Genomic DNA, 12,244 nt, shown 5'->3' with positions numbered 1-12,244 from the left:
AGAAGGAGTTTTCCAATGACGCGCATCACCAATCTTCGCGTTTTCGATTTGCGCTTCCCCACATCGCAGAGCCTTGACGGCTCTGATGCGATGAATCCGGATCCGGATTATTCGGCAGCCTATGTCATCCTCGAGACCGACAAGCCCGGTCTTGCCGGCCACGGCCTGACCTTCACCATCGGCCGCGGCAACGACATCTGTTGCATGGCGATCGAGGCGATGCGGCATCTTGTCGTCGGTACGGAGCTTGCGACGGTGTTGGAAAACCCCGGCAAGTATTGGCGGCACCTGACCAGCGACAGCCAGTTGCGCTGGATCGGCCCTGAGAAGGGCGCCATGCACCTTGCCACCGGCGCTGTCGTCAACGCCGTCTGGGATCTGCTCGCCAAGGAAGCCGGCAAGCCGGTCTGGCGGCTGGTTTCGGAGATGGATGTCGAGCAGATCGCCGATATCGTCGATTATCGCTATCTGACCGACGTGCTTACCCGCGACGAAGCCGTGGCCATCCTGAAGAAGGCCGAAGCTGGCAAGGCCGACCGTATCGCCACGCTCGAGCGTGAAGGCTATGCCTGCTACACGACCTCGGCCGGCTGGCTTGGCTATGACGATGCCAAGCTGCGCCGCCTCTGCCAGGAAGCGATCGATGCCGGCTTCAACCATGTGAAGATGAAGGTCGGCCGTGACCTCGAAGACGATATCCGCCGCCTCACCATTGCTCGCGAGGTGATCGGCCCAGATCGCTATCTGATGATCGACGCCAACCAGGTGTGGGAAGTCAATCAGGCGATCGACTGGGTCCAGAAGCTTGCCTTCGCCAAGCCCTTCTTCATCGAAGAGCCGACAAGCCCGGATGATGTTGCCGGACACCGCAAGATCCGCCAGGCGATTGGCCCGGTGAAGGTCGCCACGGGCGAGATGTGCCAGAACCGCATCATGTTCAAGCAGTTCATCGCCGAGGGCGCGATCGACATCGTGCAGATCGATTCCTGCCGCATGGGCGGTCTCAACGAAGTTCTGGCCGTGCTGTTGATTGCCGCAAAGTACGGATTGCCGGTCTGGCCGCATGCCGGCGGTGTCGGCCTCTGCGAATATGTGCAGCATCTGTCTATGATCGATTACATCGCCGTATCAGGCACTAAGGACGGTCGCGTGATCGAGTATGTCGATCACCTGCACGAGCATTTCATCGACCCCTGCATCATCCGCGACGCCGCCTACATGCCGCCGAGCCTGCCGGGCTTCTCGATCGAAATGAAGCCGGAATCGATCACGGAATATACGTTCAAGGGGTGAGTCTCAGCGCCGATCAGCATTGTCGATGCAAGGGCGCTTTGTTCAACGAAGGAAGCTGTGCAATATCCGCACACTTCCGTTGGAGTATCGATGCATGCGAGTGATTTTTGCCGTTGCCCTGGCGTTTTTGTCGTCGCTCGCATTCGCAAATGCTGAAGCGGCTGGCGGTCGACAGTTCAGTATTGCCACGCCAGGCGGCAGTGTTCTCATCGAGAGCTTCACCAGCAGTTCAGGCCCAGCCCGTCCGGCCGTGGTCGTCCTGAGCGGCAGCCATGGTTTTGTTTCGCCCGGCTATGACGAGCTTGGGCAGAGTTTCAATGCGGCGGGTCTGGACGCCTATCTCGTCCACCTGCTTTCACCGGCCGATCAGAAGGCCATCGCCCGTGCAGGCAGTTCACCTGCTCGTATCGCCTATTATGCGACGCGGTGGCAGGACTGGATCGCGACGGTTCACGGCGTGGTTTCCTATATCAAGAATGAGCCCCATCATACCGGCAAGGTCGGGTTGTTTGGCTTGTCTCTCGGCGCGCAGGCAGCCGCTGCCGCCTCGGCTGACAGTACCGATATCGCCGCGCTCGTGCTTGCCGACGGTGCCTTTCCGGACGGTTATTCGAAGCCGGTGCGCTCCCTGCCGCCGCTCTATATCGTCTGGGGCGGTGCTGATCGAACCTTTCCCGTCTCGACCGCGCAGAAGCTGCGCCAGATGGCTCAAGGTCTCGGCGCGTCTGTCAGCCTCAATGTCTATGAGGGCGGACCGCATAACTTCTTTCTGAAATCCGGTGAGCAGGCAAAGGCTGCTCACCAGAGCGTCGTCGATTTCTTTGTATCCCACCTGTCCCGATGATCCGTTGTGGATTCAAGGAATCTAGGACGATTTGGCTGAGCGCTTCAGCCAACCCTGAATGACTGGCACGTCCGCGTCATCAAGCTCGTGACCAGCAGGAATGGTTTCAAGCTCAACGCTGGCGCCGGCATTCCGCAGGCGCTCGGTCAGCGGTTTGGCATAGGGGCCGTACAGATCCTTCTCGCCTGCGATAAGCAGCACGTCGGCATCAGAGATATCCGCTGTCGGCGGATTTTCGAGCACCGCCATGGAGCGCAGCAGCACGGCACGGCGGATGAGATGCGGGTGCAGCGACATCATGGCGTTCAGTAGGTTGGCGCCGTTCGAATAGCCGATATAGACGATGTGCTCCGGATCGAGGCCATAGGCTTGGACCGCGCCATCGATGAAAGCGGCAAAGGCCTCTGTCTCGCTGACAATATCGGCCTGATCGAAGGACATAGGCCCATTGCGACGGAACCAGCGCGGTGCGCCTTCTTCGAGCGCGCGGCCGCGCACGGTGAGCAATGTCGCGTTGGCATCGATCTTGTGGGCGATCGGCAGCATCGTCACTTCATTGGCGCCGGAGCCGTGCAGCAGGATGAAGACATTGCCGTTCGGCTCTTCCGGCGTGAAGAAGCGATGGACGAAGGGTAGATCGCGATAGATGACGCGCGGCTCCCCGGGCATGGAGAACTGCGGCAGGATCACGTTCAGCTCGGCCAGAAGCTTCGGACTGTCGCCGGGGGCGAAGAGGCGCGTGCCGAGCGTTGCCTCGTCCTCATCGACAAGCATGCCCGGCGCATCCGTCGCGAGTTCGAACAGGATGCGGCCCGGCTCGCGGACGTAGAGCGAGCGGAAATACTTGCGGTCATGCATCGCCGTCGGCCAGGAATTGACTGCCTGCAAGGCCGTGCGCACCGATTGAAGCTCGGCATCGTCGGCGGCGCGAAAGGCGACATGGTCGACCGTGCCGGTACCCGGCGCGCTTGCCCAGAAGCCGCGCGCGTCGCGGATGTCGATGATATCTCCCGGCTCCGAAACGAGCCTGCTGACGGCGCCGTTGATCGTCTGCGGCCGATAGTGGAAGTGATCGACCAGAATGGCCTGGGTTTCCTCAGGCGTTTCGGTGAACAGCGTCGCGCCACGGATGCGGCGAATGGCGTGCTCCTCGGGGATGCCATGGCTCGACCAGGGTGTGGTCGCCTGCAGGGCATTGGTCCCAACAAGTTTTACGATGACGCCATCCGGATCCTTCAGCCGCAGGACCGGTTCGCCGAATTCTTCCGAAGGGCCTTCCGTCTTCAGGCCGGCGCTCAAGGCGCGCGTCAGCCAGAAGCCGATGCTCATCGGGTCGATGGCAAGCGAGATCTCGCCGACCTGACCGAGGCCGGCGCGGCCCGGAGAGCCATCTTCCCAGACGAGAAAGGTGACCAGCGAGCCGGGCGAGCCGGTCGCATCGCCGTAAATGAGGTGAAGCTGGGTAGCGTCTTCAAAGCCACCCGTCCGCTTGACGAGGCGCAGGCCAAGGAAGCCGACATAGAAATCGACATTGGCCTGTACCTTGCGGGTGATCAGCGTGATGTGGTGGATGCCGGCGACCATGGGAATGCTCCAGACTGCTATTTCGTTCTGGTCGCTATTTAGGTCGCAGCGATTGTTCAATGCAATGCCGCCTCGGTGGAGGCACTGTTCACAAAAGCCGCCATTGCTGAGTTGCCCGGCGGCGAGCCTCAATGCTCGCCGAGGCTGTCTCCCCGCGATTTATGGCGATGGCCACTGAGTTCCGAGCCTGCCGTGCGTGAAAAGCTGGCGTTCCAGATCACCGCAAGAAGCGCAATCGCCGTCACGACGATGAAGGCTACGGAGAAATCGATCATCTGTGCTTTCTCAGCGCCGCGGAACTGCATCGAGCCATGTAAAGCAAGGGCGGCGACGCAGATGCCGAGGGACAGCATCAGCTGCTGGAAGGTCGAATAGAAGCTGGTCGCGGTGCTCATCCGGTCGCGCTCGATCTCGTCATAGGCAATCGTGTTGTAGGCCGAGAACTGGAACGACATGAAGAAGCCGCAGAAGAACAGGATCACGAAGATGACGGACAACGGCCAATCGGGCTTGAAGATCGCGCACATGCCATAGCCAAGCGTGCCGATCAGACCGAAGATGATGAGCGCGGTGCGGAAGCCGAGCGTGCGCAGGATACGCACCTGCAACGGCTTCATCGCCATCGAGCCGACCGCTGTCGCAATGGCGATCTGGCCGGCGGCAGCCGCCGAAAGGCCGAAACCGAGCTGCAGCATCAGCGGGATGAGAAATGGATGAGCGCCCTGGCTGATGCGCGTCAGCGAGCCGGCGATGACCGATGTCCGGAAGGTCGGCATCTTCATCAGCGAAAAATCCATGATCGGCGACGGATGCTTGCGGGCGTGGCGCAGATAGGCGATGCCGAAAAGCAGGCCGACGCAGATGAGGAAAATGGCAAGATAGCCTTCGCCCTCGCGGCTCGACATTTCAAAGCCGAAGAGCAGCGAGCCGAGCGAGATGCCGGACAGGATGAAGCCCGAGAGATCGAAACGACCGGTGCGCGGACCCTTGACCTCCTCGATGAACATGCTCACGAGGATGAAGCCGATGATGCCGATGGGCACGTTGATGTAGAAGATCCAGCGCCAGTCGAGATAGGTGACGAACATGCCGCCGACCGGAGGGCCGAGGATGGGGCCGACGAGTGCGGGGATCAGCAGCCAGGACATGGCATTGACCATATCCTTGCGTGCAACGCTGCGCATCAGCACAAGACGACCGATCGGCAACATCATGGCGCCGCCCAGACCTTGCAAAAGCCGCGCCAGGACGAGGAAGAACAGGTTCGGCGCCTGCGCGCAGAGAAGCGAGCCGACAACGAAGACCGCGATGGCGGACCGGAAGACGGTGCGCGACCCGAAACGGTCGGCGATGGCGCCGCTGGCGGGAATGAAGATCGCGAGGCTGAGAAGATAGGATGTCAGCGAGATACTCATGGCCGGCGCGCTGACGCCGAAGTCTCTCGCCATGGTCGGAAGGGCTGTTGCGAGCACTGTCGCGTCAAGCTGTTCCATGAACATCGCGCTTGCTACGATAAGCGCTACTACACGAAAATTCGGTGCGGCCCGCCGGGTGGGGGCGGCCTGGAATATCTGGTCCGACATTGTCGGGGATCGCTCTCGATGGTGCGGAGGGGTCCTAAGACAGAACCGCAAGTCTGGTCACGGCGCGAAGGCCGGTTCGAATGGCCGTTTGTATACTCCCGCTTTCGCGCGATTTCCATATCAGAAATCGCAAATCTTATTGGTCGAAATGGAAAAAATGACGCAGTCAAGGGGCAAAACGGGAATAAATGAACATTAGATGAACGAGGAGGGGCTATCTGGGGCGAGGTCGCTCACAGTTGGTTTTACTGCGAAAGATTATGTGCTCGTTTCAGTGCAGTCTGCGTTCAAAAAAGCCGGCGCCGAATGATGGCAGCGCCGGCTTCAGTCATTGTCGATTTGGCGCTGAAGCAGTTAGTAGCCTTCGGCAAGGCCGGAGCCGGCGCGGCTGTCCATGGCGCCGTTGTAACGGGCGCCGCCTCCCTTGGCGATGTCGCTGAGGCTCTTGCCGCCAACAAGGATGCCGGCCGCCTGACCCCAGACCGGCCAATCACCGCCGACTTGGACATTGTAGCCCATGCCAGTCAGCAGTTTGATCGTGTCGGGCGATAGCGCGTAGGGCTCGGTATAGATCCTATCCGGCAGCCATTGATGATGGATGCGCGGCGCGTCGATCGCCTGCTGGATATTCATGCCGAAATCGATGACGTTGATGATCGCCTCCAGCGTGATCGTGATTATGCGCGAACCGCCAGGGCTGCCGATCACCATGAAAGGCTTGCCGTCCTTGGCGATGATGGTTGGGCTCATGGAGGAAAGCGGCGTCTTCTTCGGCTGGATGGCGTTGGCTTCGCCTTGCACCAGGCCGTAAAGGTTCGGCACGCCAGGCTTGGAGGTGAAGTCGTCCATCTCATTGTTCAGCAGGATACCGGTGCCGGGTGCGACGACGCCGGCGCCGAAGGAGCCGTTCAACGTATAGGTGACGGCGACGGCATTACCGTCATTGTCGATGATCGAATAATGCGTCGTCTCGTGGCTCTCACCGAGGCCCTTCGGCATCAGATCCTTGGATACGCCGGCGCGATAAGGATCGATGCTGTCGCGGATCTGCTTGGCATAGTTTTTGTCCAGCAGCTTGCTGACGGGATTGTCGACGAAATCAGGATCGCCGAGCGCCGAATTGCGGTCGACATAGGCATGGCGCATAGCTTCGGTCATGAGATGCACGGTGTCGGCCGAGGCATAGCCGGTATAGGAGAGCGGATAGCCCTCCAGCACGTTGAGGATTTCGCAGAGGATCACGCCACCGGAAGAGGGCGGCGGTGAAGAGATGATCTCATAGCCACGATAATTGCATTTTACCGGGTCGAGTTCGCGGACCTTATATTGCTCGAAGTCGTCCTTTGCCAGAACGCCGCCCTTGTCCTGGCTAGCCTTGACGATGGCATCAGCTGTTGCGCCTTTGTAGAAGGCGTCCGGCCCTTGCTCCGAGATGCTCGACAACACCGCGGCGAGGTCCGGCTGCTTGAGCATGTCGCCGGTGGCAAAGGGCGCGCCGTTCGCTTTGGTGAAGATCGCGGCAGCGGCCGGATCTCGCGACAGCCACTGCTGGCCCTGATTCAGCATCGCCGCATCGGCCTGGTTCAGTGTGAAGCCGTCCTTGGCATAGCGGATCGCCGGTGCCATCAGCTCCTCGCGAGATTTGGTGCCATATTTCTCGCGTGCAGTCTCGAACCCCATAACAGTGCCCGGTACACCGACGGCAAGGTACCCATCCGTGCTTGCGCCTTTGACGACATTGCCCTTGTCGTCGAGATACATGGTCTTCGTTGCGGCAAGCGGTGCGCGTTCGCGAGAATCGAGAAAGGCCGTCTTGCCATCCTTCAGCCGGATGGTCATGAAGCCGCCGCCGCCGATATTGCCGGCTGTCGGATAGACAACAGCCAACGCGTAGCCGACCGCTACCGCGGCATCGACGGCATTGCCGCCATTCTTCAGCACTTCGACGCCGACATCGGTGGCCAGATGCTGCGCCGTGACCACCATGCCATGCTCGGCCTCCACCGGCGGGGGAGCGGCGGCCTGGGCGGTGACGGAGAAAAGCGCGAAGATAATCAGGGTTGCCGAGGATATCGCCCGCTGGCGGAATTGGCGCATGATGATGGTGCCTCCCATTGTCCTATCAGGATAAATGAACCCATCATTGACATGGTGTACAGCGTGAAATTGGCGATGCCCGCAGTTGTAATTTTTTCAATGACCGCTTCGCACTTGCAATATTTCTTTCATTAGTTAAGCCTACTTTAGGAGAGCCCTTGTTGAGATGAGAGTATTGCGTGGAGGGTATGATGGCCGTCACGAAGCTTGAACAGTGGAAGAACGAGCGCAAGACCAAGGCAAAGCCTTACGTCATTGCGGAGACGACGCATGTCATCGAAATCGAGTGCATGCATTGCAGCCGCCACTTCCTGCGCTGGGCGTCGATGGCAGCTGCCTATGGGCGCTGCGACGATTGCAACGCCGGCATTTGATTTTCTTCTGCCCGAACTAGTCTCGTCGTGGACGTCGCAGAGCGAAGCTTTCGAACGGTGCGATCTGACCATCGGGGCCGACTACGTCGTAATATGTCACGGTGATGGTCGTGAAGTCACCCGGATGCGCACCGGGGTCGAGGTCGAAAGCGGCAAAGCCATAAGCATGGGCTGCGTTGCGCACGGCTGACCAAGGGGCCTCTTCCACGGCATAGACCGGCGGACGCTTGTGGGTGTCAGGATTTAGATCGCCCACACGCATGATGACGCGACAGCACGGCGGATTGAAAAAGAGCTCGTTGGATGGCACCGAAGTACCGCCACCGCCGATTACCATATGCACCGTGCCCTTGGTCGTATCGATCACGTCGGTGGAAGTTCCAACCGGGATTGGCGTCAGCGTGGCATTGTTCTGCTGACCGCGGATAGGGTGGGAGCGTTCGTAATGGTGCTCATGGCCGCACACCACCAAGTCGACGGCGTATTTGTCGAAGAGCGGTAGCCATTCCTGGCGGATACCAAGATCGGCTCCGTTGAACTTGTCAGCAGTGGAAATAGCGACCTGGTGCATACAGACCACAAGCCAATCAATTGCCTTGTCCTCGCGGGCGGCCGCCAGCTCCTTTTCGAGCCATGCTTTCTGGGCACCGTTGGAATAGCCGCGCACATAGGAATCGCCGCCATCCTGATAGACCACATCGTCATTGGCGATGGCAATCACTCGCACCGAGCCGGCGGTGAAGCTGTACCAAAGGCCATGTGTCACCTCGGTCTGGCCATCGGCGGCAGGCAAGGAGAAATAGGTCTGATACGCCTTGTAGCCGATGGGACCGTTTCCGAGCTCGTTCTCATGATTGCCGGGGGAGGGCATCCAGGGACGGTTGCGGGCGCTGCGGCTGTTGTTGTTCCAAAAATCCCACCATGTGCGCACGCGGTCGTGGGCCAGATTGGCGTAGCACAAGTCGCCGTTGAAGAGATGAAAGAGCGGACGCAGCCGCTCGACGCCTAGTGTGGTGTCGCCAGCGGCGGGTGAGCCGAGATTGTCGTTGATATAGGTTGTGCCCGGCAGCGTCACACCGGCCGGTGGATCAAACACCCTTCCGAGTGTCGGCGTACCTTGGTCGCCGAAGCTGGTAAAGCGGAGGGCATGGCGCCCGCGGGGAGAAGTGCGGAACGTGCCGAATTGCGCCTCGGCGCCATCGTGTAGCGCCGCGTAGAGATAGGCGGAATCTGCATCGAGGCCGCCGACCTTGGCATGATAGGCATAGACGGTTTGGTTGGACTTGGCGTCGACATAGCTCACTTCGTCAGCACCCACCGTCTGTTCCAGCTTGCCGTCCGGCCGGCCGATGAGCACGCGCGGCTGCTTGACCGGCTGCAGCGTGTGCCAGGACACGACCATTTCGGCCGAAGCATCTGCGCCGAACTGAAGATGGAGCCCCGCCACCGGCGGCGTTGCCACTGGGTTCGTCGAACCAGTGGCAGTCGATGCCGGCGCATTCTCTTCGGCATTGGTAAACGAGGATGTCAACAGCATACCGGTGCCGATGCCGGCGGCGGCAAGGAGCCTGCGGCGGCTGATATCAAAGTTCTTATCGCTGTCCGATGTTTTCATAGCGGGGCGCTCTGGCTAGTTTGGGGGCTCCTTTTGCTAGCGCGAGACTGTGACTATGGCGCGACAATTTGGCCATGGCCGCAATTGCAAAACGGGTACCAATCGAAACATCTCTGCGCGATTGCCGCCTGCATCAATGAATATTACGCTCCCGGGGCTCACACCTAGCGTTTAGAGGATCAGGATGGCGCGGAGGTCATTGACATTCGTTCCCGTCGGACCGGGCACGAAGAGATCGCCGATAGCGTTGAAGGCCGTCCAGGCATCGTTATTCGCCAACATTTCGGCGGGGACCATTCCGGCTTTGCGCAACCGCGCCACAGTACCGGCATCGGCGAAAGCGCCGGCATTGTCCTCGCTGCCGTCGATGCCATCGGTATCCGCCGCCATGGCGTGAATACCGTCATGGCCGTCCATGTCGATCGCCAGCGACAGCAGGAATTCCGAATTTCGGCCGCCCTTGCCTTTGCCGCGCAGCGTCACCGTCGTTTCACCGCCTGACAGCAGGACGATCGGCTTGGCGAAGGGACGGTTGCGATGAAGCACTTCGCGAGCGATGGCGGCATGCGTGTGCGCGGCTTCGCGGGCTTCACCTTCTATGGAGTCCGAGAGAATGGCTGCTTCGATGCCGGCGGCGCGAGCTACCTCGGCGGCCGCTTCCAGGGAAACACTGGCTGAGGCGATGAGGTGGACTTCATTGCCGGCAAAGCGCGGATCGTCCGGGCGAGGCGCGTCAGCATCCTGCTTTTCGATATGGGCGAGAACGGCGGCCGGGAGTTCGATCCGATAGAGGCGGATCAGGTCCAGTGCCTCGGTACGCGTGCCCGCACCCGGCACCGTCGGGCCGGAAGCGACCAGCGCCGGATCGTCGCCGGGAATATCGGAGACAACAAGCGAGACCACCTTGGCCGGATGAGCGGCGGCGGCAAGGCGGCCGCCCTTGATGGTCGACAGGTGCTTGCGGATGACGTTCATTGCCGAAATCGGCGCGCCGGAGGCGAGCAGCGCCTTGTTGACGGCGATCTCGTCGGCGAGCGTCAATGCACCTGCGGGTGAGGGCAACAGCGCTGAGCCGCCACCGGAAATCAGGGCGATCACCAGATCGTCCTCTGTCAGGCCCTCGACAAGCTTCAGCAACCGGCCGGAGGCGACAAGCCCGGCCTCGTCGGGCACGGGATGGGCGGCTTCGATGATTTCGATCTGGCGGCAGGGAGCCGAAAAGCCATAGCGCGTCACGACAAGCCCCTCCAGCGGACCCTCCCAGCACTGCTCCAAAGCCGCTGCCATCTGGGCCGAACCCTTGCCGGCGCCGATGACGATGGTCCGTCCCTTCGGTTTGGCCGGCAGATGCGCGCGAATGCCGGTCAGCGGATCGGCCGCGCGAACGGCGGCGTTAAACAGGGAAGTCAGGAATGCGCGGGGGTTGGAAACGGTCATGTCGAACTGCCTGTCGTGCGATGAGCTTGTAACGATTTGGTGGCTTAACTCGCGCGAAGACGCAAGGGGCGGGATCGGCAATTGTGTCCGATGATGCGAATCCCTATGTTGGTAGGAAGAATTTCACTGTTTTACTTAAGGGATTTTTCGAAATGGCCGAACTGAAAGTGAAGACGAGACAGACGGGCGCTACCGCCACTGTTGGCCGCACCGGCCTTCCGCATGTGACATCGGTGACCGGCGGTGAGATCGATATCGTCACTTCGCCCTCGCAGCCGGGCTTCAATCCGCTCGACCTGCTTTATTCGTCGCTGTCGGCCTGCCTGGTGCTGAGCGCCCGCATGGCGGCAAGCAGCCTTGGCGTGCTGGACAAGCTCACAGAAGTTACCGCCGTTGTCACGGGTGAAAAGGCGACCGAGGGGCTTTCCCGCGTCGAGAAATTCAACATCGCCTTCACCATCAAGGGCGATTTCGGCGATGAGATCCGCAACGCCATCGCGCATGCCGCCGAAGACGAAATCTGCACGGTGAGCAATACGATCCGCGGCAATCCGAAGTTCGAGACGGTGATTTCGGGGTGAGATTGAGTGAGTGGGCGGGCTGCAAATGCGGAGCCTATCTCGCCCTTGGCGGGCGAGAAAGCAATTTCATTGGTTTAGGAATTGCGACATCGAAGCGCCTCTGCATTCCATAGCTCTGCGCAATTTCTAAGCCATTGAAATTGCAAGAGCGGGGGTCATGTCTTGCTCAACCTATTCGATGTTAGGTGCGCCCCTACCTACCCCCTCCCTTGCAAAATCTAGCACTTAGCTGAAGCTAAATGCTGATTTTGCTTTCCCGCCCGCAGGGGGCGGGATAGGCGGCCCCTCACTTCACCGGCAGCTCAAACCCCTCAAGATAAGGCCCCAGCTCCGGGTCGATATCCACCTTCACGGCGTTGGTGTAGATCGCGGTGGCGATCATGATGCCGGCGAAGGCGACCAGGTTGACGAGCGTGGGCTCGTCATAACGTGCCTTCAGCCGCTCCCATAAGTCTTCGGGAATGGCGTTGGAATCCCTGGCGATGGCCTTGCCGAAGTCGATCAGCAGCGCTTCGTCTTCGCTCGGCACGATCGTCTCGGGCGCCAGGCCGGCATTGATCAGCGCACGGCGGAAAAAGCCGACGGGGATGATCGAGCGGCATTCCGTTGCAATGGCCTGGCAGAGCAGCCAGACGGCGCGGTCGTCGAGAGCCGGGCGCAACTCCTCGCGCAGCGGGAACCATTCGGCATAGATGCGATGCGCCACCGGCGAATGCAGCAGCGTCCGCTTCATGTTCGTCATGCGGCCGCGCAATTCGACCTCGCGGTCATGCTCGGCACGCACCGCCTCGGAGGCGGTCTCATAGTCGATCGGCGTGATATGGCTCATGTCTGTC

The 12,244-nt window shown here is 60.5% G+C and carries 10 protein-coding genes; 4 read left to right on the top strand and 6 right to left on the bottom strand.

Annotation, left to right across the window (positions count from 1 at the left end; genetic code table 11):
• Window positions 1–15: 15 nt before the first annotated feature.
• Window positions 16–1,293: an L-fuconate dehydratase gene (locus ACQZ6F_RS10945; RefSeq protein WP_449091812.1), complete on the top strand. Its 1,278-nt coding sequence runs from the start codon at window positions 16–18 to the stop codon at window positions 1,291–1,293.
• Between the two features lie 94 nt (window positions 1,294–1,387).
• The gene (locus ACQZ6F_RS10940; RefSeq protein WP_449091813.1) at window positions 1,388–2,137 is read left to right on the top strand and encodes a dienelactone hydrolase family protein; all 750 of its coding nucleotides are present in this window, start codon (window positions 1,388–1,390) and stop codon (window positions 2,135–2,137) included.
• A 21-nt stretch (window positions 2,138–2,158) separates the two neighbouring features.
• Here ACQZ6F_RS10940 and ACQZ6F_RS10935 read toward each other — a convergent pair whose 3' ends face one another.
• The 3 genes from ACQZ6F_RS10935 to ggt form a co-directional block, all read right to left on the bottom strand.
• On the bottom strand, window positions 2,159–3,721 hold the full coding sequence (locus ACQZ6F_RS10935; RefSeq protein WP_449091814.1) for a VOC family protein: 1,563 nt from the start codon (window positions 3,719–3,721) through the stop codon (window positions 2,159–2,161).
• A 128-nt stretch (window positions 3,722–3,849) separates the two neighbouring features.
• On the bottom strand, window positions 3,850–5,304 hold the full coding sequence (locus ACQZ6F_RS10930; protein WP_077469557.1) for an MFS transporter: 1,455 nt from the start codon (window positions 5,302–5,304) through the stop codon (window positions 3,850–3,852).
• Window positions 5,305–5,658: 354 nt separating this feature from the next.
• The gene (gene ggt / locus ACQZ6F_RS10925) at window positions 5,659–7,401 is read right to left on the bottom strand and encodes a gamma-glutamyltransferase (RefSeq protein ID WP_449091815.1); all 1,743 of its coding nucleotides are present in this window, start codon (window positions 7,399–7,401) and stop codon (window positions 5,659–5,661) included.
• Window positions 7,402–7,592: 191 nt separating this feature from the next.
• Between ggt and ACQZ6F_RS10920 the strand changes: the two genes are divergently transcribed.
• Window positions 7,593–7,775, top strand: coding sequence for a hypothetical protein (locus tag ACQZ6F_RS10920; protein ID WP_068401808.1), 183 nt, complete (start codon window positions 7,593–7,595; stop codon window positions 7,773–7,775).
• Window positions 7,776–7,791: 16 nt separating this feature from the next.
• Here ACQZ6F_RS10920 and ACQZ6F_RS10915 read toward each other — a convergent pair whose 3' ends face one another.
• Window positions 7,792–9,390, bottom strand: coding sequence for a purple acid phosphatase family protein (locus tag ACQZ6F_RS10915; protein WP_449091816.1), 1,599 nt, complete (start codon window positions 9,388–9,390; stop codon window positions 7,792–7,794).
• A gap of 171 nt (window positions 9,391–9,561) precedes the next feature.
• Window positions 9,562–10,827, bottom strand: coding sequence for a glycerate kinase type-2 family protein (locus ACQZ6F_RS10910; protein ID WP_449091817.1), 1,266 nt, complete (start codon window positions 10,825–10,827; stop codon window positions 9,562–9,564).
• 152 nt (window positions 10,828–10,979) lie between these two features.
• Between ACQZ6F_RS10910 and ACQZ6F_RS10905 the strand changes: the two genes are divergently transcribed.
• Window positions 10,980–11,408 carry an OsmC family protein gene (locus ACQZ6F_RS10905; protein ID WP_034503705.1) on the top strand — a complete coding sequence of 143 codons (429 nt, stop codon included), beginning with the start codon at window positions 10,980–10,982 and terminating at the stop codon, window positions 11,406–11,408.
• A gap of 286 nt (window positions 11,409–11,694) precedes the next feature.
• Here the strand turns inward: ACQZ6F_RS10905 and ACQZ6F_RS10900 are convergent, their stop codons facing one another.
• Entirely contained in the window at window positions 11,695–12,237 is a 543-nt protein-coding gene (locus tag ACQZ6F_RS10900; RefSeq protein WP_449091818.1) for a hypothetical protein, read from the bottom strand.
• Window positions 12,238–12,244 lie beyond the last annotated feature (7 nt).

The sequence above is a fragment of the Rhizobium sp. A22-96 genome (assembly GCF_053521805.1).
Note: the sequence above shows the minus strand (reverse complement) of the source record. Positions and strands in the feature narration are given on the sequence as shown.